The sequence below is a fragment of the Pseudoxanthomonas sangjuensis genome, assembly GCF_010211755.1.
GTDB classification, from domain to species: domain Bacteria; phylum Pseudomonadota; class Gammaproteobacteria; order Xanthomonadales; family Xanthomonadaceae; genus Pseudoxanthomonas_A; species Pseudoxanthomonas_A sangjuensis.
On sequence record NZ_PDWR01000001.1, the window covers coordinates 62,216 to 83,699 of the forward strand.

Consider the following 21,484-nt stretch of genomic DNA (forward strand, 5'->3'; position numbering starts at 1 on the left):
CCATGGCGACCACCGTCTACGGCCTGAAGAACTGCGACACCTGCAAGAAGGCGCTGAAGTGGCTCGACCGTTTCGGCATCGCGCACGCCTTCGTCGACTACCGCGACAACCGGCAGCCGCCGGAAACGCTGGTCGCCTGGGCGGCGAAGGCGGGTGGCTGGGATGCGCTGGTCAACAAGTCGTCGACCACGTGGCGGCAGCTGCCGGAAACCCGCAAGTCGCCGGGCAGCGAGGCCGAGTGGAAGCTACTGCTGAAGGAATACCCGCAGCTGATCCGGCGTCCGGTGGTGGTCACCGACGACGGCGAAATGACGCAGGGATTCTCCGACAACGGCTTCAAGAAGCGCTTCGGGGTCGGCAAGTGAGCGATGTCGTCGCGCTCGCCAGCGAACTGATCTCGCGCCGTTCCGTCACCCCGGACGACGCCGGCTGCCAGCAGGCGATCGCATGGCGCCTGCAGCAGGCCGGATTCCGGACCGAGGACCTGCGCTTCGGCGAAGTCGACAACCTGTGGGCCACGCACGGCGAAGGTTCGCCGGTCCTCGTGCTGCTCGGCCACACCGACGTGGTGCCGCCGGGGCCGGCCGAGGCGTGGCAGAGCGATCCGTTCGCGCCGACCATCCGCGATGGCGTGCTGTACGGGCGCGGCGCGGCGGACATGAAGGGCAGCGTGGCGGCCTTCGTCGTCGCGCTGGAAAAGTTCGTCGCCGCGCATCCGGACCATCCGGGCACGGTCGCGCTGCTGCTGACCTCGGACGAGGAAGGCGATGCCGTCGACGGCGTGCGCAAGGTCGCCGAAGCCTTCCGCGAGCGCGGCCAGCGCATCGACTGGTGCATCACCGGCGAGCCTTCGTCGACCGCCAGGCTCGGCGACCTGCTGCGCGTCGGCCGCCGCGGCACGCTGTCGGCGACGCTGTTCGTGCGTGGCGTCCAGGGCCATGTCGCCTATCCGGACAAGGCGCGCAACCCGATCCACCAGGCGCTGCCGGCACTGGCCGAACTCGCAGCGCGCAAGTGGGACGACGGCTACGAGAGCTTCCCGCCGACCAGTTTCCAGATATCGAACGTGCATGCCGGCACCGGCGCCAACAACGTGATCCCCGGCGAACTGCGGGTGCTGTTCAACCTGCGCTACAACCCGGTGTGGCGCGCGGAGCGGCTCGAAACCGAGGTCGAGGCGGTGCTGAAGGAACACGGCCTCGAATACGCCATCCACTGGCATCGCGGCGGCGAGCCGTTCTACACCCCGGAAGGAAAGCTGCGGTCCGTCGCGCGCGAGGTGCTGGCGCAGTTCTCGGGCGCCGCGCCGGAGGAGAGCACGGCGGGCGGCACCTCCGACGCGCGCTTCATCGCCCCGCTGGGCGCCGAGTGCATCGAGGTCGGCCCGGTCAACGCCAGCATCCACAAGGTCGACGAGCACGTGTCGGTAGCCGACCTTGAAGCGCTGCCGGACCTGTACCTGCGCCTCGTCGAGCGCCTGTTCGCCTAGGTGCGCCGGAAGGCGCGCCGGCATGGTTGCTTGCGCAACTGTTGCGCAAGCCCACGATCATCGGTTAGCGTTGGCCGCATGAAGTCCTTCGCCGCCAACGTCGCGAATCCGAATAACCGCAACAACCTGCGTGCGAACGATCGTGCGCGGCCGGTGCGGGGCCGCGACTAGGCCAAGGGCAACCAGCCGAACAACCGAAACCCGCATCGCAAGATGCGGGTTTTTTCGTTTCCAGCCATCCCAATCCAACTTCGGGGAATTCCCATGTGTTCGATCTTCGGCATCTTCGGCCTGCAACCGGGCGACGACCTGCAATTGCTGCGACGGCAGTCGCTGGAACTCTCGCAACGCCAGCGCCACCGCGGCCCCGACTGGAGCGGCGTCTACCTCGACGGCGGCGGCGCTTCCGAAGGGTGCATCCTCGTCCACGAGCGCCTCGCCATCGTCGATCCGGCCGGCGGTTCGCAGCCCTTGCTGTCCGAGGACGGCGAACTGGCGCTCGCGGTCAACGGCGAAATCTACAACCATCGCGAACTGAAGGCCGGGCTGATGCGGCCCTACGCCTTCCAGACCGGTTCCGATTGCGAAGTGATCAACGCGCTATATCGGGAAGGCGATGGCCGCGAGGACGAGCCGGCTTCGTTCCTCAACCGTCTCAACGGCATCTTCGCCTTCGCGCTGTGGGACAAGGCGAAGGGCGGGGCGATCATCGCCCGCGATCCCATCGGCGTCTGCCCGCTGTACTGGGGCCACGACCGCCAGGGCCGGTTGCGCGTGGCATCGGAGATGAAGTCGCTGGCCGACACCTGCGCCGACGTCGCGCAGTTCCCGCCGGGGCACTGGTACGACACCGCCACCGGCGAGTTGAAGCGGTACTACGAACGCCCATGGCGCAGCTACGAGGCGGTTGAAGGCGTCGAGGTCCCGCTGCAGGAATTGCGCGAGGCCTTCGAGGCCGCGGTGCACCGCCAGCTGATGACCGACGTGCCCTACGGCGTGCTGCTCTCGGGCGGCCTGGATTCTTCGCTGGTCGCCGCCGTCGCCGCGCGTTATGCGCGGCATCGCGTCGAGGACAACGACAGGAGCGAGGCCTGGTGGCCGCGCCTGCATTCGTTCGCGATCGGCCTGAAGGGGTCGCCCGACCTCGCCGCGGCGAAGATCGCCGCCGAGGCGCTGGGTACCGTGCACCACGGCTTCGAATACACCTTCGACGAAGGCCTGGACGCGCTGCCGGAGGTGATCCGCCACATCGAGACCTACGACGTCACCACGATCCGCGCTTCGACGCCGATGTTCCTGCTGGCGCGGCGGATCAAGGCGATGGGCGTGAAGATGGTGCTGTCGGGCGAAGGCAGCGACGAAGTGTTCGGCGGCTACCTGTACTTCCACAAGGCGCCGAATGCGCGCGAATTCCACGAGGAACTGATCCGCAAGCTCGATGCGCTGTACCACTACGACTGCCTGCGCGCCAACAAGTCGATGATGGCCTGGGGCGTGGAGCCGCGCGTGCCGTTCCTGGACCGCGAGTTCCTGGACGTGGCGATGCGCATGGACGCGAAGTTCAAGATGGTCGACAAGTCGCGTAGCGACGCGCAGCGGATGGAGAAGGGCGTGCTGCGTGCGGCGTTCGACGGCTACCTGCCGCATTCGATCCTGTGGCGGCAGAAGGAGCAGTTCAGCGACGGCGTCGGCTACGGCTGGATCGACGGGCTGAAGGCGCACGCCGAGCGGCAGGTCAGCGACCGCGAACTGGCCGCGGCCGACAAGTGCTTCCCGGTCAACCCGCCGCAGACCAAGGAGGCGTACTGGTACCGCAGCCTGTTCGAGCAGTTCTATCCGTCGCCGGCCGCGGCGGAGACAGTGCCGGGCGGCAAGTCGATCGCGTGTTCGTCGCCGGCGGCGATCGCCTGGGACGCCAGCTTCGCGAAGATGGCCGATCCGTCGGGCCGCGCGGTCGCGGGCGTGCACAACGACGCGATGGCCGTGGTCTGAACCCTCCCCCCGCCAGGCGGGAGGAGGGCCGGTCCGTCGTCGGCTTTGCGGAGCCGCGCCACGGTGCCGCGGGGGGCATCACTTCCCGTTCTTCAGGCGCGTGCTGACGTAGATCACGTTGTCGCGGCCGAAGTGCAGGCGGGTGCCGTCGCCCGACAGGCTGGCACGGGTCTCGCCCGATGTCGTGTTGATGCTCGGATTGGGGATGCGCACCGGGGGCGACCACGGGCGATCGGTGCTGCTGCGGGTGGAGACGAAGATGTCGTGGTCGCCGCCGCCGTTGACGCGATTCGAACTGAACACGATTTCCAGGCCGTCCTTGCGCACGTTGGGCATCAGGTCCTGCGCCGGCGATCCGTCCGCGAGCATGCCGCTGAGTTCGATCACGCGCCGTCCGGGCCCGACCGTGCCATCGGCGTAGACGCGGCTGACGTAGATGTCGTGCCCCCCCTTGTTCGGCAGGCCGTCGTCGGGATAGCCGTTGCTGGAGAAATACAGGAACGTGCCCTGCGCGGTTTCTACCAGCGACGGGCTGAATTCGTGGCCGGCGGTATTCGGGCCACCCGCGGCAAGGCAGCCCAGGTTCAGGGGTTCGTCCCATTCGCCGGTAGCGGGGCTGCGGCGGGTCAGGTAGATATCGCCGGCGGGCGGCGAGCCGCCGGGCTCCGCGTCGCCCGGGAAGCAGTCGTCGTCGGTCACGCGCGAGGACACGAACAGCAGCCAGTTGCCCTGCAACGGCGTCGGGCAGTATTCCCATGAGCCGGGTTCGTTGACCGGGGCGTCGAGCCGTTCGATGCGGTCGAATTCCGCGCCGACATAGGGACGCGATGCGCGGAAGATGTCGTGCTTGCCGGTGCCGCGGGTACTGGCGATGTACAGGTCGAGGCCGTTCTTCGATTCGATCGGGCAGCCGTTGCCGACGCCGGCGACGTTGACCAGGGGGCCCGGTTCGGGGACGGCATCGCCCCAAGAGCCATACTGGGCGGCGCCGGCCTCGCTGGCGGCCAGGGCCAGCAGGGCGGAGCAGAGGGCGAGGGTGGTGCGGCGGCAACGGATGTTCATGCGTGTTCCTCCTGGTGGGTGACGGCGGCTGAAGGGCCGCTTCACACCACACAAGCGGAATACGAAGGGTAAATCCGACATCGCGCCCGACGCGGGGCGGCGCAAGCGGATTAGCGCAAGGCGACCGGCTGCATCAGCAGGGCCAGTTCGCGGCGGAACGGATGATCGGCTGGGTAGCGGGCGGCGAATGCGTCGCTGGCGGCGGTCCATTCGCGCATGGCCCCGGCCCGATCGCCCTGGATGGCCAGGCTGCGACCGCGCAACAGCCGTGCTTCGGCGAGCCAGCGGTGGTCCGGACGCAGGCGCGATGGCGGAAGTGCCGCAAGCCGGTCGATCTCGGCGAGGCGTGCGTTTGCCTGTGCGGTGTCCCCCTGTTCCAGTGCCAGCCGGGCCAGCAGCAGCTCCGCTTCGATGCGCCACGGATGGTCGCGGTACTGCGGCGTGGCCAGTCGCGCGTCGGTGCGTGCCACCAGGTCGGCCGGGCAGGCCGGGCTGGGTGCATGCGCGCAGGCCAGCGCGACGCGGGCCATCGCGATCGGAATGCCGACCCAGCTCGGCGGGTCCCATTCCACGGCGTCCAGCAGGCTGTCGCGCAGCGCGGGGTAGTCGCCTTCGACCAGATCCACGTCGCTGGCGAACCATCCCAGCAGGATCAGCCTCTGGCGCAGCCGTTCGGGATCGTCGCGCAGGCCGGATTCGATGCGGGCGCGGATGTCGTCGGCGTCGGCGTGCGCTTCGCGCAGGCGGCCCTGCGCGGCCAGCAGCTTGATGCGGACCAGGCGCATGAAGTCGTACTGCCAGTCGTCGCGTCCGTACAGGCGCTCGGCCATGGCCAGTGCCCGTTCGCAGTCGTCGCCCGCGTGCTCCAGTTCGTCGAGGAACACCCAGAGGGCGCAACCATTCTGCAGCACATGGAAGCGGTCGGGATGTTCTTCCTGCCCCAGCCGCTCGAACAAGGCCGCCGCGCGGATGTAGTCGCGCGCGCCGTCGTGCCAGTAGCCGAGCTTGCATTCGGTTTGGCCGATGCGGCTCAGGTAGAGCGCGGCCTGGCGGCTGTCGGCCCCTTCGTAGCGCGCGCAATGCTGGTAGGCCTTCGTGTACAGCGCGAGCGCGACCCGTTTGTCGCCGATGGCGTCCTGCACGTCGGCCAGGTTGGCGTAGCCGATCGCGATGTCCGGATGCGTCGGCCCCAGTGCGCGCAAGCGCTGCCGCTGGCCTTCGGTGAACAGTTCGGTGGCGCGTTCCGCGTGGTTGCCGTCCAGCTCCAGCATGCCCATGTCGTCCAGCACCATCGCCAGCGTGGCGGCATCGTCGTCGCTGCGCTGCAGGCGCGCCCGCGCGGCTTCCAGGTCGGCATGCGCCTGTTCGCGGTCGCCGAAGCGCGCATGCATGCGCCCGCGCAATGCCAGCGCGCGTACCGAGCGCGGATCGTCGGCGCCGAAGGCGCCCACGCTTTGCCGGTAGGCGCGCTCAGCCAGCGTGCGTGCGGTGTCGACGTCGCCCATGCGTTCGTAGGTACGCGCGAACATCCCCAGCAGATCGCCGTACACCGCCGGGTCGCGACCGCCGCTGCGGTCGAGTTCCCTCACCCCGCTGGCCAGCATTTCGTCGAGCTTGGGCAGGCGTTCGCGCGGCACGCCCTGGCGCAGCGGCGTCAGCATGTTCTCGACGAAGGCCTGCACCGCTTGCGCCCGCTCGGCCTGCGCCCGCGCGCGGTGCGCCTGGGTCAAACTCACCGCGGTGGCCGTGGCCAGTGTGGCGACCACCAACATGGAGGCGGCGACCGCGATCTTGTTGCGGCGGACGAAGCACGCCGCACGGTAACGCCAGTCGCCGCGCCGGGCGGAGACCGGGAGCCCGAGGCGCAGCGCCCCCAGGTCGTCGCCGAAGGCCTGTGCGGAACCGTAGCGCAGGGCTGGGTCGCTGCGCATCGCCTTGCGCGCGATCGCGCCGAGGTCGCCGGACAGCAGTCGTTCCAGCGTGCGCGGCGTGGACGAGCGTGAGCGCGCGTTGTCGCGGGTGACGGCCAGGCCGCGCAGCGGATCGGAGCCGGCTTCCGGCCCCGGTGTCGGCCGTTGCCCGCTGAGCAGTTCGACCAGGATCACGCCCAGCGCATAGACGTCGGTGGCGGTGCTGGCTTCGCCCCGGTACTGCTCCGGGGCCGCGTAACCGGGCGTGAGGCGGCGCAGGGCGGTGCGGGTGGCATCCGGTTCGGCGGTGTCGGGATCGAGCAGGCGGGCGATGCCGAAATCCAGCACCTTCACCGTGCCGTCGGCGGCGACGAGGATGTTCGATGGCTTGAGGTCGCGGTGCACGACCAAGTGCTGGTGGGCATGCTGGATCGCGGCGCAGACCGCGAACAGCAGCTCCAGCCGCGCGTCGACGCCGAGCCCGCGCGCGTCGCACCACGACAGCAGTGGCTCGCCTTCGACGTATTCCATCGCGAACCAGGGCACGCCGTCGGGGGCGATGCCTGCGTCGACCAGGCGCGCGATGTGCGGATGTTCGAGGCGGGCGAGGATGCGGTGTTCGTGCCCGAAGCGGCGCCGCTCCTCCTGGTCGTAGACGTTGATGCGCAGGCGCTTGAGCGCCACCTGCTGCACGGTGCCGCCGAGCATGCGTTCGGCGAGGAACACACTGGCCATGCCGCCTTCGCCGAGCAGCCGCACGATGTGGTAGCCGGGTATTGCCGGCGGTGCGGCGGCCTGTCCATTCAGCCGCTCGATCGCGGCAACCTGCGCGTCCAGCGTGGTCCCGTGCAGCGCGTCCGCGCGCAACAGCATCAGCATCAGTTCGCGCAACTCGACATCGTCGCAATGCGCGTGCAACCAGGCTTCGCGCTGGCCGGCCGGCTGGTCGAGGACGCGGTCCAGCCAGCCGTCCACTTCGGTCCAGCGGGCGTCGAGGCGCGCGTTCACTGCCGGTCTTCTATCCACTGCGCGAGCAGCGCGCGCGCCTTGATCCAGTCGCGTTCGACCGTGCGCTCGACCAGGCCGAGCAGGGAGCCGATCTCGCCGCTGGACAGGCCGGCGAACAGGCGCAGTTCCGCCACCTGCGCCAGGCGCCGGCTGATGTCGCCCAGGCGGGACATCGCCTGGTCCAGCGCGAGCAGTTCCAGCGAGTCTTCGTGCGCCGTCGGCAGGTCGGCGATATCGGGCTGGCGCTTGCCGGCCGATCTGCGGCGGGAGCGGTCGATCAGGATGTGCCGCATCGCCTTGGCCGCATAGGCGAAGTAGTGGCGACGGCTGTCGAAGCCGGCCTGTTGCGGGCGGGGCATCGCCAGCCAGGCTTCGTGTACCAGCGCGGTGGTCCCCAGCGTGTCGGTCTGGCCGTTGTGGTGCAGCCGCGCGCGCGCGATCCGGCGCAGGTCGGCGTAGATGTGCTCGATCAGTTCGCTGGCCGCGGCATCGTCGCCGGCCTTGGAGCGTTTCAGCAATTGTGTGATGTCGCCCATGGCCCGATCCCTGCCATTCCCGCTGCAGCACGGCTAATGGTTTGGGAACGACACGAGTGCGCGGTTCCGGCCAGCATGCCGGGCAATCCGCAGGACGTTAATGGACCGGCTGCAGTCGCAGGGTGTGCCGTGCGGCGCCCGGCAGGAACGGCGTCGCCTCGCCCTTGACCCAGGCTTCGTGGCCGGCGCCCCAGAACGGCGATAGCGGGTGGCCGCTCTGGCCGCCGGGCATGTGGATGATGCCGTCGGCTTCGTGGCCGGGCGAAACCACCATCCGTTCGCTGGCGCCGAAGGCCGGGCCCGCGACGCGCGGCATCGCGGTGTCGCCGTCGAGTTCGTCGGCGGGCATGCACAGTTTCGGCTTCAGCAGCGCGGGCAGGGCGCCGGCGAGCGGGTGGCAGATCCTCGCGGTGTTGCGTTCGCCCCAGCGGCGCTGCGCGAGCGGGCCGCGTCGCGACAGTTCGTCGCGGATTTCCTGTGCGGCGTCTTCGAGCAGGGCATCCCATGTCGCATGGCGGTGGGACAGCAGGTGCGCGGGCCGCTGTTCCAGCAGTGGCCACGCCACGCCTTCCAGCTGCAGCAGCCCGGGCATCTCGAAATCGTCGCCGAGCGCGGCCTGCGCCGGTGCGGTCAGGCCGTCGGCGATCCGCGAGTTCACCGCCAGTCGCCACGCGCGGACGATGCGGTAGCTGACCGAGTCGGTGCTGGCGCGGCCGTCCCAGCGGTTCGCGGCCTGCGCGAGTTCGGTCAATGCCGGGCCCTTGCCGCTTTCCGATTGCAGCAGTTTCCACCAGCGTTCGAGGAACAGCGCGCGGTCGTCGAGCTGGATCGCGAGCAGGTCCTTCTCGGCGAACTCGTCCTTCGCGAACAGGTCGTCGCGGATCTGCCTGGCGCGCGCGCCGTGGGCGTAGCCGCCGTCGCCGACTTCGGCGAGCTCGGCGCCGTCGAGCGTGCGGTTGTTGGCGGTCCACAGGCGGTGCGATGGTGGATCGAGCAGGTGCGGGGCATTCGTGCTGTCGATCGGCCACGGCGCGCAGGCACTGGCCACGACCGTGGTCGGATCGCAGCCGCCATTGCGTCGCGGGCGTTCGCCGATCAGTCGCCAGCCGATCCTGCCGCCGGCATCTGCGGCCACGAAGTTCTGCGCCGGGATGCCGGCATGGTCGGCGACCGCGAAAGCCTGGTCGAGGTCCTGTGCGAAGGCGAGGTTGGCGAAGGCGAAGCTCACCGCGCCCGGCAATTGCGCCGTCCATCGCAGCGCCAACGCATTGGGGCCATCCTCGGCGAGAATCGGCCCCCACGAGGACTCCCGGACCTTGAATGTTTCGGCCGGTTTGCCGGCGACGGGGATGGGTTCGTCGTATTCGCGGATGTCCGGCGCATCCTTCGGCAACGACAGCCAGTCCGCATGGTCGATGTAGCCGTTGGTGAAACCCCACGCCACGTGCCCGTTGCTGCCGACGATCACCGCCGGCAGGCCGGGCAGGGGGAAGCCGGAGATGTCGACCTTGCCGCCGGGTGCGCGCGGATCGGCGTAGCGCAGGCGCGCGCGGAACCAGATGTTCGGCGCGCGCAGGCCCAGATGCATGTCGTCGGCGACGATGGCGCGGCCGTCGGCGGTCAGCGTGCCGTCCACCGCCCAGTTGTTGCTGCCCGGCGCATTGGCTTCCTTGAGCGTGACCGGCTCGCCGTCCGGCGGCGCCGGCAGCTTGCGCAGGTCGACTTCGTCCGCGGTCGGCAGCGTCGCATTGCCGCGCACTTCGCCGAACAACGGCGCGTCCCATTCCGTGCCGTCGCGGACCAGCAGTGCGAACAACGCCGGTGGCAGGTGCGGCCTGATCTTCCACAGCGCCAGTTCGCGGCTGTTCTGCGGGTCCTGCAGGTCGAAGTACATCGCATAGCCGACCAGCGCCGAGTCGGCGATCTCCCATTCGCGCGGTGGCTGGCGCAGCAGCAGGTACGGCCACGGCCGTACCTTCAGCGCGGCGAGGCCGGCGTTGACGCCATCGGTGTAGGCCTGCAGCTGCCCGCGGCGGCCGCCGGCGAAGGCGTCGAGGTTGGCCATCACCCGCGCGCGCATGCGGTGCACGCGATGCTGCCTGTCCAGCTTCAGCGCGGCCGGGCCGAACAGTTCGGCCAGCTCGCCGGCCGAGGTGCGGCGCATCAGGTCCATTTCGAAGAAGCGCTCCTGTGCGTGCACGTAGCCGAGCGCGCGGGCCATGTCGGTTTCGTTGGCCGCGTCGACGGTGACCACGCCGAGCGCATCGCGCCGGATCGTCGCCGGCGCGGACAGGCCGGGCAGGGCGAGCTCGCCATCCAGCCGCGGCAGGCTGCCGCGCAGCAGCAGCCACGCGGAAAGCGCGAGCGGGAGGATCAGGGCCAGCAACAGCAGCGCGATGCGCCTGGACCACTTCAACATGCGACTCCCCTGTTCGTTGCCCTGGGGCCGTCGGCGATCCGACGGCAGCCGGCATCAGTTGCGTTGCAAGGCGTAGACCGCCGTATCCAGCTTCGACACGCCTTCGACGTAGCCGGGGTGCTTGCGCGGGATCGGGCGGCGCTCGAGCCGTTCGACCCGCCAGTCGCGACCGTAGAGCGCCTGGACTTCGTCCCCGCCGACCGAGAACGGCGGGCCGTCCTTCTCGTGCTGCGGGTATTCCAGCGTGACCAGCAGGCCGCGGCAGCCGGCCGGCAGCCGCGAATACAGCTCGCCGGCATAGCGCCGACGCAGGTCCGGTGGCAGCGCGATCAGCGCCGCGCGGTCGAACACCGCCATGCAGTCGCGCAGGATGTCGGCATCCAGTGCGAAGGCGTCGCCGCAGACCAGTTCGATGTCGCCGGCACGGTAATGCGTGCCGTAGCGCGTGGTCTCGGTTTCCGGCTGTAGGCCGTGTTCGGCGAAGAATTGCCCGACCGCGAGCTGCGACAACTCGACGCCGAGCACGCGGTGGCCCTGGGCGGCCAGCCAGGCCATGTCCAGCGATTTGCCGGCCAACGGCACGAACACGCGCGCACCGCGCGGGACGCCAAGCACGGGCCAGTGCTTGAGCAGCAGCGGCGTGGGTGCGTCCTGGTGGAAGCCGATCCGGTTCTCGGACCAGCGCTGGTGCCAGAACGCGGCGTCCATCACTCCACCGCCAGCCCGTCGACCTTCTGCCAGCCGCGCGGCAACAGGCCGCCGCGGGTGGCGCGGGCGCCGACGTATTCGTCCAGGTCCTTGAACGACAGGCTCATCGTGCGCTGCCCGCTCTTCACCTGCAGCGTCTGCCCCGGCGAGACCGCGGCGATGGCGACCACGCGCTCGGTGCCGAGCTTGGCTTTCGGTATGTCGATGATCTTGTTGCCCTTGCCCTTGTCGAGTTCCGGCAACTCGCTCAGCGGGAACGCGAGCAGGTGGCCGGCGCTGGTCACGGCGACGACGCGGTCGGTTTCGACGCTGGACACCGCCGCCGGCTGCAGTACCTTCGCGCCGGTGGTCAGGTTGAGCATCGCCTTGCCGGCCTTCTGCCGGCCGGTCAGGTTCTCGAAGCGGGTGACGAAGCCATAGCCGTGCGACGAGGCCAGCACGAAGCGGTCGTCGTTGCCGCCGCTGGCCACGGCCTGGAACGAGGCGCCGGCCGCGGGCGAGAAACGCCCGGTCAGCGGCTCGCCGTTGCCGCGCGCCGACGGCAGCGTGTGCACGAGGGTCGAGTAACTGCGGCCGGTCGAGTCGAGGAACGCCGCCTGCTGCGTGCTGCGCGACTTCACCGCGGCCAGCAGGCCGTCGCCTTCGCGGTAGCCGAGCGACGCCGCATCGATGTCGTGGCCCTTGGCCGCGCGCACCCAGCCCTTCTCCGAAAGCACCACGGTCATCGGTTCGCTGGCGACCAGTTCGGTTTCGTCCAGCGCCTGCGCCGCGTCGCGCTGCACCAGCGGCGACATGCGCGCATCGCCGTATTTCTTCGCGTCGGCCGCGATCTCGTCCTTGACCAGCTTCTTCAGCTTCGCCTTCGATCCGAGCGTGGCGATCAGGCGGTCGCGCTCGCTGTCGAGGTCGTCCTGCTCGCCGCGGATCTTCATTTCCTCCAGGCGGGCCAGCTGCTTCAGCTTGGTCTCGAGGATGTACTCGGCCTGTTCCTCGCTCAGCTCGAAGCGCCGCATCAGCACCGGTTTCGGCTCGTCCTCGCTGCGGATGATGCGGATCACCTCGTCGAGGTTGAGGAAGGCGACCAGCAGGCCTTCCAGCAGGTGCAGGCGGCGCTCGACCTTCTCCAGGCGATGCTTCAGCCTGCGGGTGACGGTGTCGTAGCGGAACGACAGCCACTCGGTCAGCAGCGTCTTCAGGTCCTTGACCTGCGGGCGGCCGTCCAGGCCGATCACGTTGAGGTTGACCCGGTAGCTCTTCTCCAGGTCGGTGGTCGCGAACAGGTGGCCCATCAGCTGCTCGACGTCGACGCGGTTGCTGCGCGGGATCAGCACCACGCGCACCGGGTTGGCGTGGTCGGACTCGTCGCGGATGTCCTCCAGCCACGGCAGCTTCTTCGCGCGCATCTGCTGCGCGATCTGCTCGATCACCTTCGACGGCGACACCTGGTAGGGCAGCGCGGTGACGACGATGTTGGCGCCTTCCTTCCGGAAGGTGGCGCGGGCGCGCACGCTGCCGTTGCCGGTTTCGTACATCGCGCGCAGGTCGGCCGGCGCGGTGATGATTTCGGCGGCGGTCGGATAGTCCGGGCCGCGCACGTGTTCGCACAGGTCGGCGACGGTCGCTTCCGGATCGTCGATCAGGCGGATGCATGCCGAGGCGATCTCGTTGAGGTTGTGCGGCGGCACGTCGGTGGCCATGCCGACCGCGATGCCGGTGGTGCCGTTGAGCAGCAGGTGCGGCAGCCGGGCCGGCAGCCAGGTCGGTTCTTCCAGCGTGCCGTCGAAGTTCGGATCCCAGTCCACCGTGCCCTGGCCGAGTTCGCCGAGCAGCACTTCGGCGATCGGGGTTAGCTTCGATTCGGTGTAGCGCATCGCCGCGAAGCTCTTCGGGTCGTCGGGCGAGCCGAAGTTGCCCTGGCCGTCGATCAGCGGATAGCGGTACGAGAACGGCTGCGCCATCAGCACCAGCGCTTCGTAGCAGGCCGAATCGCCGTGCGGGTGGAACTTGCCGATCACGTCGCCGACGGTGCGCGCGGACTTCTTCGGCTTGGACGCGGCGTTCAAGCCCAGCTCGCTCATCGCGTAGACGATGCGCCGCTGCACCGGCTTCAGCCCGTCGCCGATGAAGGGCAGGGCGCGGTCCAGCACCACGTACATCGAATAGTCGAGGTAGGCGCGCTCTGCGTATTCGCGCAGGGGGATTTGTTCGAAGCCGTGGAACGTGGGGCGGATGTCGCTCATTCGTACTCGTCAGGCATGTTGAATCATGCCTGCGATTCTAGCCGGTGCAACCGGATCACGCCCGGGGCGATCTTCCTTGCGGAGGAAACGCCCGGTCCAGCCATTCCGGCACCGGCAGGTCCCTGCCGCGCAGGAACGCCGGATTGAACAGCTTGGCCTGGTAGCGCGTGCCGGCGTCGGCGAGGATGGTCACGATGGTATGGCCGGGGCCGAGTTCGCGCGCCAGGCGGATCGCGCCGGCGACGTTCACGCCGCTGGAACCGCCGATGTTCAGGCCTTCTTCGGCCATCATCGCGTGCACCCACGGCACCGATTCGGTGTCGGGGATCGACCACGCGAGGTCGATCGGAGCGCCGTCGAAATTGGCGGTGATGCGGCTGGAGCCGATGCCCTCGGAAATCGAGCCGCCTTCGGCCTTCAGTTCGCCGGTATTGACGTAATTCGCCAGCGCCGAGCCGGCCGGGTCGGACAGGGCGATGCGCACCTGTGGGTTGCGCGCCTTCAGTGCGCGGCCCACGCCGGCCAGCGTGCCGCCGGTGCCGCTGGCGCAGACGAAGCCGTCGATGCGGCCGCCGACCTGTTCCCAGATCTCGGGGCCGGTCGTGGCCTGGTGGTAGTCGCGGTTGGCGGTGTTGTCGAACTGGTTGGCGAACCACGCGCCGCCGCGATCGCGCTCGTTCAATTCCTCGCACAGGCGGCGGGCCTGGTGCGCGTAGTGGTTCGGGTTGGCGTACGGAACCGCCGGCACCAGCCGCACTTCCGCGCCGGTGACGCGCAGCGCATCGATCTTCTCGCGGCTCTGCGTCTCCGGCATGGTGATGATCGTCCTGTAGCCGCGGCTGGCGCCGAGCAGGGCCAAGCCGATGCCGGTGTTGCCGGCGGTGCCTTCGACGATGGTTCCGCCGGGGCGCAGCAGGCCGCTGCGTTCGGCGTCGAGCAGCAGGCCCAGCGCGGTACGGTCCTTGATCGAGCCGCCGGGATTGGCGAATTCGGCCTTGCCGAGGATTTCGCAGCCGGTCGCTTCGGACGCGCGGCGCAGCTTCAGCAGCGGCGTGCGGCCGATGGCGGCGGCGAGGTCGGGACGGACGTCCATGCGGGCCAGTTTGCCACCATCGCGGCCGGGTTCGGGCCTTCTCCCGGAAACCGGGCCCGCGACGTTTCCCGCAGGCACTAAAAAACCGCCGGAAGGCGGTTTCTCGTATGACCCGTCGTTGGTGCCCAGGAGAGGACTCGAACCTCCACGGTTTTACCCGCTAGTACCTGAAACTAGTGCGTCTACCAATTCCGCCACCTGGGCAACGGGGCGCGTATGGTGCGATGCGGCGGCGGGAATGTCAACGCCCCCGCTTGCGCGGATGGCGATGTTCAGCCGCGGTGTACCATGCCGGCATGAGCAAAAAATCCGGCAAGGGCGGCGGCAAGTCCGCTGCGGGCAAAGGGAAGGCCAACGCCGGCGGGCGCGGCAAGGCCGCGGGCAAACCGGCCGGCAAGGCGGGAAAATCCGCGAAATCCGGCCTGCCCGGATGGATGCCGGAATCGCTGCACAAGGCCGCGGCGGGAAGAAAGGCTTCACGACCGGGGAAGACCGGTCAATCGCCCACGGGCCATGCGCCCGTCGCGACGCGGTCCGGGCCGGTGAACCGCGCTCGGCCCGCGCCGAAGCTTCCCTTCGAACCCAAGCCGTTCCACGACCCGCACGCCGCGCGCGAAGCCGAGCGCTACGCCGAGCCGATCGCCAGCCGCGAGGCCATCCTGGGCGTGCTCGCCGCCAGCGACGGCCCGCAGACCGCCGAGGCGCTGGCGGAAAAACTCGGCCTGTCCGCGCCGGACCGCTTCGCCGCGCTCGGCAAGCGCCTCGGCGCGATGGTCCGCGACGGCCAGCTGTTGCAGAACCGCCGCGGCGGGTTCGCCCCGGCGCAGGCGCTGGACCTGGTGCCGGGCACGATCATCGCCAACCCGGAGGGTTTCGGCTTCCTCAAGCCCGACGCCGGTGGCGACGACCTGTTCCTGCCCCCGTTCGAGATGCGCAAGGTCATGCACGGCGACCGCGCGCTGGCCAGCGTCACCGGCATGGACCGCCGCGGCCGCCGCGAAGGCGCGATCGTCGAGGTGCTGGAGCGCCGCATCACCCGGCTGATCGGCCGCTTCGTCCTCGACGCCGGCATCAGCTACGTGGAGCCGGACGACAGGCGCATCCAGCGCAACGTGCAGGTGCCGCCGGACCAGCGCGGCGGCGCGCGCAACGGCCAGCTCGTCGTCTGCGAACTGATCCAGGCGCCGGACGAGCGCCGTCCGCCGATCGGCAAGGTGGTCGCGGTGCTCGGCGACAAGCTGACCCCGTCGCTGGTGGTGGAAACGGCGATCTTCGGCCACGACATCCCGCACGAATTCCCGCAGGAAGCGCTGGACGAAGCATCGGCTGTGCCGCTGGAGATCGAAGCCGCGATGATCGGCGGCCGCGTCGACCTGCGCTCGGTGCCGCTGCTCACCATCGACGGCGAGGACGCCAAGGATTTCGACGACGCGGTGTATTGCGAAAGCAACCGCAACGGCTTCCGCCTGGTCGTCGCCATCGCCGACGTGTCGCATTACGTGCGTCCCGGCACGCCGCTGGACGAGGAGGCGCAGCGGCGCGCGACTTCGGTGTATTTCCCCGGCTTCGTCGTGCCGATGCTGCCGGAAACGCTGTCCAACGGCATCTGTTCGCTGAACCCGCGGGTCGACCGCTTCTGCTTCGTCTGCGACATGCAGGTCGACCGCGAAGGCGAGGTGGTGAAATCGAAGTTCTACGAAGCGGTGATGAACTCGCACGCGCGGCTGACCTACACCCAGGTGTGGAAGGCGGTGGGCGAGGGCGACGAAGAGGCGCGCGCGCAGGTCGGCGCGCAGCTGCCGCAGGTCGAACGCCTGCACCAGCTGTACCACGTGCTGGCGAAGGCGCGGGCGAAGCGCGGCGCGATCGAATTCGAGTCGTCGGAGGTGCGCTTCGTCCTCGACAACCGCGGCGAGGTCACCCAGGCCGGCATGCTGTTGCGCAACGACGCGCACAAGCTGATCGAGGAATGCATGATCGCGGCGAACGTGGAGGCGGCGAAGTACCTGCTGTCGAAGCGCATTCCCGCGCCATACCGCATCCACGAGCGCCCGCCGGAAGGCAAGTACGCCGACCTGCTCGAGTTCCTCAAGGAGTTCAAGCTGTCGATGCCGCCGTGGGCCAAGGTGCAGCCGCGCGACTTCACCAACCTGCTGAAGAAGGTGCGCGAGCGCGCCGATTCGGCGCTGCTGGAATCGGTGTTGCTGCGCAGCCAGAGCCTGGCGGTGTATTCGCCGGACAACGTCGGCCACTTCGGCCTGGCGCTTGCGGCCTACGCGCATTTCACTTCGCCGATCCGCCGCTACCCGGACCTGCTGGTGCACCGCGCGATCAAACACGCGCTGGCCGGTGGGAAACCCGACAAGTACCCGTATCCGCCGGCGGCGATGGCCGCGCTGGCACTGCAGTGCTCCGAGCGCGAGCGCCGTGCCGACGAGGCCGAACGCGAGGTCGACGAGCGCTACCGCGCGGCGTGGATGGAGCAGCACGTCGGCGGCCAGTTCGATGGCGTGATCAGCGGCGTGACCAGTTTCGGCCTGTTCGTCGAACTGGACGAATCGAAGGTCAACGGCCTGGTCCACGTCACCCAGCTGCCGCACGACTATTACCACTTCGACCCGATCCGCAAGACGCTGTCGGGCGAGCGCCGCGGCATGCAGTTCCGCCTCGGCGACCGGGTGCGCGTGCTGGTGCTGAAGGCGAGCATGGAGGAGCGCAAGATCGACTTCAAGCTGGCCGAGCGGCGTGAGGAAGATGCTGCCGAGGCCGGGCAACGCGCATTTCCGGCGAAGCGGAAGAAGCAGAAGTATTGATGTCGTAGAGCGTAGCTTGCTGCGCTGCTCTTCGCCCGGGTCGCGGGAAAGGCAAAAGCAGCGCAGCAAGCTACGCTCTACGAGGGCAACGGAAAGGGCGCAAGGAACGACGACATGATCGACCAAACCCATACCGGCGGCTGCCAATGCGGCGCGATCCGCTTCCGCGTCACCGGCAAGCTCGACGATGCCTCGATCTGCCATTGCCGGATGTGCCAGAAGGCGTTCGGTGCCTACTATGCGCCGCTGGTGTCGACGCGCGGCGCGAAGCTGGAGTGGACGCGCGGCGAGCCGAAGCGCTTCGCCTCGTCGAACCTGGTCAAGCGCGGCTTCTGTCCCGAGTGCGGTACGCCGCTGACCTACGAGGCGCCGGACGGCGTTGCCGTGGCCGCGGGCGCGTTCGACCACCCCGAGGGCCACGCCCCGCACATCCAGTACGGGGTCGAGCGCAAGCTGCCCTTCGTCGACGGCCTGCATGGATTGACCGCACGGCGCACCGAAGAGGACCTGGCGGCCGCCGGGTTCCTCGCGCGGATCGTCTCCTTCCAGCACCCGGACCACGACACCGACGCATGGCCGCCGCGGTAGTCCCGGCCCCGTCCCGGCTTTCGCCGTGGCGACGGCAAAAGCGATAATCCCTCTTTCGATTCCCCCAACCTCGAATTCCGTCCCATGAGCAAGCAGAACCAGTGGATCGTCGGCCTCAACGCCGTGGCCTCGGCGATCGAGCACGACGCCGACAACGTGCGCGAGGTGCTGGTCGAGGGCGGCAAGAACCCCCGGCTCACCGAGATCGAGGAGAACGCGCGGCGCAAGGGCATCGAGGTGCGCAAGGTCACCGGGCAGGCGCTGGACGGCGTCGCCGGCGGGCTGCGCCACCAGGGCGTGGCCGCGCGTTACGCCGCGGCGAAGACCTGGAGCGAAAACGAATTGTCCGGCCTGGTCGATGCGGCGAACGGCCAGGCGCTGGTCCTCGTCCTCGACGGCGTGCAGGACCCGCACAACCTCGGCGCCTGCCTGCGCAGCGCGGCCGCGGCCGGCGCCACGGCCGTCGTCATCCCGAAGGACAAGTCGGCGACGGTCAATGCGACGGTGCGCAAGACGTCGGCCGGCGCGGCGGACCTGATCCCGGTGGTCGCGGTGACCAACCTGTCGCGCTGCCTGCGCGACCTGCAGAAGCAGGGCGTATGGATCTACGGCCTGGCCGGCGAGGCCGAGGCTTCGCTGTACTCGCTGGACCTGAAGGGCAACGTCGCGCTGGTGCTGGGCGGCGAGGCCGACGGCCTGCGCCGCCTGACCCGCGAGCATTGCGACGGGCTGGTGAAGATCCCGATGCCGGGCGAAATCGAGTCGCTGAACGTGTCGGTGGCCACGGGGATCACGCTGTTCGAGGCGGTGCGCCAGCGGCAATAGGCCGTGCCTTGCGGAGTGGTAGGCTTTGCTTCCGTTTCGAAGGAGGCCGATCATGAACCGCACGTTGTTCGCCGCAATCCTCCCCGTCCTGTTGCTCGGAGCCTGCGCCGCGGCGCAGGAGCCTTCCGCGCCGGCCGACGACGCTTCCGCCGCGGCCGATGCCGCCAAGGCCGGCGCGGATGCCTGGGATGCCGTTCTCGCAGGTGCCTGGCGCGAAGCGGGCAACGTGGCGCGCGACAGGTACCGCCATCCGCGCGAAACGCTGACTTTCTTCGGCGTGACCCCGCAGCAGACGGTCGTCGAAATCACCCCGGGCGGCGGCTGGTACGCCGAGATCCTTGCCCCGTACCTGCGCGATGGCGGCCATTACGTCGCGGCCGTGACCAAGGCCGACAGCCTGCAGGCCAAGTTCGGCGCCGATGCCGGCCAGTACGGCAAGGCCGAAATCGTCGTGTTCGATCCGAAGGCGCCGGTGTTCGGTCCGGCGGGCTCGGCCGACGTGGTGCTGACCTTCCGCAATGCGCACAACTGGGTCGATGCAGGCACCGAAAAGGCCTACTTCAAGGGATTCTTCGACGTCCTGAAACCGGGCGGCACGCTCGGCGTGGTCGACCACCGCGCCAAGCCGGGGACCGATATCGACACGATGAAGAAGTCCGGCTACCTGACCGAGGAGCTGGTGATCGAACTGGCCACGGGCGCCGGCTTCGAACTGGCGGAAAAGAGCGAGGTCAACGCCAATCCCGCCGACACCGCCGACCATCCGAACGGCGTGTGGACGCTGCCGCCGACCAACAACCACGACGCGGCCGACGATGCCAAGTACAAGGCGATCGGGGAGAGCGACCGCATGACCCTGAAGTTCGTGAAGCCGGCGGAGTAGCTTCGGCCTACAGCAGCCGTTCGTAGATCGCGAGGTCGCCGGCGGAATAGCAGCAGAACACCACCTGTTCGACTTGCCCGGGTTCCTTCAGCGCATCGCGTACCGCGGCGACGGCGATCGCCGCCGCCGCCTCGGCCGGATAGCCGTAGACGCCGGTGCTGATGCAGGGGAAGGCGACGCTGCAAAGTTCGTGCACCTGCGCCAGCCGCAGGCTGTTGCGATAGCAGGAAGCGAGCAGGCCGGGTTCGCCGTGCATGCCGCCGCGCCACACCGGGCCGACCGTGTGGATGATCTTGCGCGCCGGCAGGCGATAGCCATCGGTGATCTTCGCCTCGCCGGTCCTGCAGCCGCCGAGCAGCCTGCATTCGCGGACCAGGTCGGGACCGGCGGCACGGTGGATCGCGCCGTCCACGCCGCCGCCGCCGAGCAGCGACGAGTTCGCCGCGTTGACGATGGCGTCGAGCGCGAGCCGGGTGATGTCGTCGTGGATGGCGCGTAACGTCGCCATGTGCGTTTCAGGGCGCGGGCGACGGCCACGCGTTGGCGATCTTGCAGAACAGCTTCGCGGTCTGCTCGGCGTCGTAGACCGCCGAATGCGCATCGTCCGCGTTCCAGTCCATGCCCGCGGCCTGCACCGCGCGCGCCAGCACGGTCTGGCCGTAGGCGATGCCGGCCAGGGTCACGGTATCGAACACGCTGAACGGATGGAACGGGTTGCGCTTGTGCTGCACGCGCGCAACCGCGGCATTGAGGAAGTTCAGGTCGAAATGGGCGTTGTGGCCGACCAGGATCGCGCGCTGGCAGCCGTGCTTGCGCACCGCCGCGCGCACCGGCGCGAACACGTGGTCCAGCGCTTCCTTTTCCGGCTTCGCGAGGCGGAACGGGTGGTCGAGCTGGATGCCGGTGACTTCCAGCGATTTCGGGTCGATTTCGGTGCCGGGCGCGGGAACGAGGTGCGCGCTGGCGGTCTCGCCGGGGACGAACTTCCCCTCGGCGTCCAGGTCGACCGGGATGCAGGCGATTTCCAGCAGCGCGTGCCGGTTCCAGTCGAAGCCGCCGGTTTCCACGTCCACGACCACCGGGAGGTAGCCGCGGAAGCGCTTGGCCATCGGCGAGGGGAGGGGGCTGGCGCTTTCCGTCATCCGGAAAGCTTAGCAGGGCGGGCAAGCCCGCGGAGAACGATCAGGCCGCGCCGCTGGTGCTGGTCTCGTCGCGCTTGTCGCGCGGGGGCAGCGGTTCCTCGCCCTTGACCAGGAACCACACGTTCTCGGCGATGTTGGTGGCGTGGTCGCCGGTGCGCTCCAGGTTCTTGGCCATGAACAGCAGGTGCGTGCACGGGGTGATGTGGCGCGGGTCTTCCATCATGTAGGTCAGCAGCTCGCGGAACAGCGCGGTATAGGTGGCGTCGAGTTCGGCGTCGCTTTCGCGGACCTTGAGCGCCAGGTCGGCGTCATTGTCGCGGTAGGCGGCCAGCGCGTCGCGCAACTGGCACACGGCCAACTGGCCCAGCGGGCGCAGGCCGGTGACGTGCGGCACCGGCGGCAGGGTGTTGAGTACCTTGGAGCGCTTGGCGGCGTTGGCGGCGTAGTCGCCGATGCGCTCGAGGTCGCCGGCGATGCGCAGCGCGGCCAGGATCACCCGCAGGTCGCGCGCCATCGGCCCGCGCAGCGCCAGTTGCATCACGTCGTGGCCGATCTTCGCTTCCAGCGTGTCGATGGCTTCGTCGTTGGCGATCACGCGCTCGGCGGCGCGGTCGTCGCGTCGCTCGACCACGTCCAGCGCGGCTTCCAGCTGGGCGACCGCGATCCCGCCCATGCGCAGGATCTCCGCGGTGACGCTGCGCTGCTCTTCGTCGTGGCTCTTGACGATGTGGTCGTGGGGTTGGGTGTTCATGGTCGGAACCGGGTTGTTGGTTATT

At 69.2% G+C, this 21,484-nt stretch carries 17 protein-coding genes and 1 tRNA gene; 7 read left to right on the forward strand and 11 right to left on the reverse strand.

Annotation, left to right across the window (positions count from 1 at the left end):
• The first annotated feature begins 2 nt into the window (after positions 1–2).
• The 3 genes from CSC71_RS00295 to asnB all read left to right on the forward strand — a co-directional run bounded on the left by CSC71_RS00295 (position 3) and on the right by asnB (position 3,481).
• A complete protein-coding gene (locus CSC71_RS00295; RefSeq protein ID WP_162372343.1) occupies positions 3–365 on the forward strand; it encodes a Spx/MgsR family RNA polymerase-binding regulatory protein in 363 nt (120 codons plus the stop codon).
• Positions 362–1,489 (forward strand): succinyl-diaminopimelate desuccinylase, encoded by a 1,128-nt coding sequence (gene dapE, locus CSC71_RS00300; RefSeq protein WP_162372344.1) that lies wholly within the window; start codon positions 362–364, stop codon positions 1,487–1,489. The genes CSC71_RS00295 and dapE overlap by 4 nt, the downstream gene beginning before the upstream one ends.
• 264 nt (positions 1,490–1,753) lie before the next feature.
• On the forward strand, positions 1,754–3,481 hold the full coding sequence (asnB, locus tag CSC71_RS00305; protein WP_162372345.1) for an asparagine synthase B: 1,728 nt from the start codon (positions 1,754–1,756) through the stop codon (positions 3,479–3,481).
• 78 nt (positions 3,482–3,559) lie between these two features.
• Here the strand turns inward: asnB and CSC71_RS00310 are convergent, their stop codons facing one another.
• From CSC71_RS00310 to CSC71_RS00345, 8 genes are all read right to left on the reverse strand, one after another.
• Entirely contained in the window at positions 3,560–4,543 is a 984-nt protein-coding gene (locus CSC71_RS00310) for a PD40 domain-containing protein (RefSeq protein ID WP_162372346.1), read from the reverse strand.
• Positions 4,544–4,653: 110 nt separating this feature from the next.
• Positions 4,654–7,461: a serine/threonine-protein kinase gene (locus tag CSC71_RS00315; protein WP_162372347.1), complete on the reverse strand. Its 2,808-nt coding sequence runs from the start codon at positions 7,459–7,461 to the stop codon at positions 4,654–4,656.
• Complete coding sequence (locus CSC71_RS00320; RefSeq protein ID WP_162372348.1) at positions 7,458–7,997, reverse strand: ECF-type sigma factor; 540 nt, start codon at positions 7,995–7,997, stop codon at positions 7,458–7,460. The genes CSC71_RS00315 and CSC71_RS00320 overlap by 4 nt, the downstream gene beginning before the upstream one ends.
• 97 nt (positions 7,998–8,094) lie before the next feature.
• On the reverse strand, positions 8,095–10,416 hold the full coding sequence (locus CSC71_RS00325) for a penicillin acylase family protein (protein ID WP_162372349.1): 2,322 nt from the start codon (positions 10,414–10,416) through the stop codon (positions 8,095–8,097).
• 54 nt (positions 10,417–10,470) lie between these two features.
• Positions 10,471–11,124 carry a thiopurine S-methyltransferase gene (locus CSC71_RS00330; protein ID WP_162372350.1) on the reverse strand — a complete coding sequence of 218 codons (654 nt, stop codon included), beginning with the start codon at positions 11,122–11,124 and terminating at the stop codon, positions 10,471–10,473.
• Positions 11,124–13,364: a DNA topoisomerase IV subunit A gene (gene parC, locus CSC71_RS00335; RefSeq protein WP_162372351.1), complete on the reverse strand. Its 2,241-nt coding sequence runs from the start codon at positions 13,362–13,364 to the stop codon at positions 11,124–11,126. The genes CSC71_RS00330 and parC overlap by 1 nt, the downstream gene beginning before the upstream one ends.
• A gap of 55 nt (positions 13,365–13,419) precedes the next feature.
• A complete protein-coding gene (locus tag CSC71_RS00340) occupies positions 13,420–14,457 on the reverse strand; it encodes a cysteine synthase A (RefSeq protein WP_162372352.1) in 1,038 nt (345 codons plus the stop codon).
• A 119-nt stretch (positions 14,458–14,576) separates the two neighbouring features.
• Positions 14,577–14,661 (reverse strand) — tRNA-Leu (locus tag CSC71_RS00345).
• A 92-nt stretch (positions 14,662–14,753) separates the two neighbouring features.
• On the opposite strand from CSC71_RS00345, the gene rnr reads away from it, so the two are divergent.
• The 4 genes from rnr (at position 14,754) to CSC71_RS00365 (ending at position 19,566) form a co-directional block, all read left to right on the forward strand.
• On the forward strand, positions 14,754–17,270 hold the full coding sequence (gene rnr, locus CSC71_RS00350; RefSeq protein ID WP_170295379.1) for a ribonuclease R: 2,517 nt from the start codon (positions 14,754–14,756) through the stop codon (positions 17,268–17,270).
• Positions 17,271–17,384: 114 nt separating this feature from the next.
• The gene (locus CSC71_RS00355; protein ID WP_162372353.1) at positions 17,385–17,858 is read left to right on the forward strand and encodes a GFA family protein; all 474 of its coding nucleotides are present in this window, start codon (positions 17,385–17,387) and stop codon (positions 17,856–17,858) included.
• Between the two features lie 84 nt (positions 17,859–17,942).
• Positions 17,943–18,683, forward strand: a complete 741-nt coding sequence (gene rlmB, locus CSC71_RS00360; RefSeq protein WP_162372354.1) for a 23S rRNA (guanosine(2251)-2'-O)-methyltransferase RlmB — start codon at positions 17,943–17,945, stop codon at positions 18,681–18,683.
• Positions 18,684–18,735: 52 nt separating this feature from the next.
• The gene (locus tag CSC71_RS00365) at positions 18,736–19,566 is read left to right on the forward strand and encodes a class I SAM-dependent methyltransferase (RefSeq protein ID WP_162372355.1); all 831 of its coding nucleotides are present in this window, start codon (positions 18,736–18,738) and stop codon (positions 19,564–19,566) included.
• Between the two features lie 7 nt (positions 19,567–19,573).
• On the opposite strand, the gene CSC71_RS00370 is transcribed toward CSC71_RS00365, so the two are convergent.
• From CSC71_RS00370 to phoU, 3 genes are read right to left on the reverse strand one after another with little or no spacing between them, the layout of a single operon-like run.
• Positions 19,574–20,074: an O-acetyl-ADP-ribose deacetylase gene (locus CSC71_RS00370; protein ID WP_162372356.1), complete on the reverse strand. Its 501-nt coding sequence runs from the start codon at positions 20,072–20,074 to the stop codon at positions 19,574–19,576.
• A gap of 7 nt (positions 20,075–20,081) precedes the next feature.
• On the reverse strand, positions 20,082–20,708 hold the full coding sequence (rnt, locus tag CSC71_RS00375) for a ribonuclease T (RefSeq protein WP_211367800.1): 627 nt from the start codon (positions 20,706–20,708) through the stop codon (positions 20,082–20,084).
• A 40-nt stretch (positions 20,709–20,748) separates the two neighbouring features.
• A complete protein-coding gene (gene phoU / locus CSC71_RS00380) occupies positions 20,749–21,459 on the reverse strand; it encodes a phosphate signaling complex protein PhoU (protein ID WP_162372358.1) in 711 nt (236 codons plus the stop codon).
• Positions 21,460–21,484: the final 25 nt, after the last annotated feature.

Excerpts from the sequence above, each read along its gene's own strand:
- CSC71_RS00295 (WP_162372343.1), top strand. The coding sequence starts at position 3 with ATGGCGACCACCGTCTACGGCCTGAAGAACTGCGACACCTGCAAGAAG.
- asnB (WP_162372345.1), top strand. The coding sequence starts at position 1,754 with ATGTGTTCGATCTTCGGCATCTTCGGCCTGCAACCGGGCGACGACCTG.
- CSC71_RS00310 (WP_162372346.1), bottom strand. The coding sequence starts at position 4,543 with ATGAACATCCGTTGCCGCCGCACCACCCTCGCCCTCTGCTCCGCCCTG.
- CSC71_RS00320 (WP_162372348.1), bottom strand. The coding sequence starts at position 7,997 with ATGGGCGACATCACACAATTGCTGAAACGCTCCAAGGCCGGCGACGAT.
- CSC71_RS00325 (WP_162372349.1), bottom strand. The coding sequence starts at position 10,416 with ATGTTGAAGTGGTCCAGGCGCATCGCGCTGCTGTTGCTGGCCCTGATC.
- CSC71_RS00330 (WP_162372350.1), bottom strand. The coding sequence starts at position 11,124 with ATGGACGCCGCGTTCTGGCACCAGCGCTGGTCCGAGAACCGGATCGGC.
- parC (WP_162372351.1), bottom strand. The coding sequence starts at position 13,364 with ATGAGCGACATCCGCCCCACGTTCCACGGCTTCGAACAAATCCCCCTG.
- CSC71_RS00340 (WP_162372352.1), bottom strand. The coding sequence starts at position 14,457 with ATGGACGTCCGTCCCGACCTCGCCGCCGCCATCGGCCGCACGCCGCTG.
- rnr (WP_170295379.1), top strand. The coding sequence starts at position 14,754 with ATGAGCAAAAAATCCGGCAAGGGCGGCGGCAAGTCCGCTGCGGGCAAA.
- CSC71_RS00355 (WP_162372353.1), top strand. The coding sequence starts at position 17,385 with ATGATCGACCAAACCCATACCGGCGGCTGCCAATGCGGCGCGATCCGC.
- rlmB (WP_162372354.1), top strand. The coding sequence starts at position 17,943 with ATGAGCAAGCAGAACCAGTGGATCGTCGGCCTCAACGCCGTGGCCTCG.
- CSC71_RS00365 (WP_162372355.1), top strand. The coding sequence starts at position 18,736 with ATGAACCGCACGTTGTTCGCCGCAATCCTCCCCGTCCTGTTGCTCGGA.
- CSC71_RS00370 (WP_162372356.1), bottom strand. The coding sequence starts at position 20,074 with ATGGCGACGTTACGCGCCATCCACGACGACATCACCCGGCTCGCGCTC.
- rnt (WP_211367800.1), bottom strand. The coding sequence starts at position 20,708 with ATGACGGAAAGCGCCAGCCCCCTCCCCTCGCCGATGGCCAAGCGCTTC.
- phoU (WP_162372358.1), bottom strand. The coding sequence starts at position 21,459 with ATGAACACCCAACCCCACGACCACATCGTCAAGAGCCACGACGAAGAG.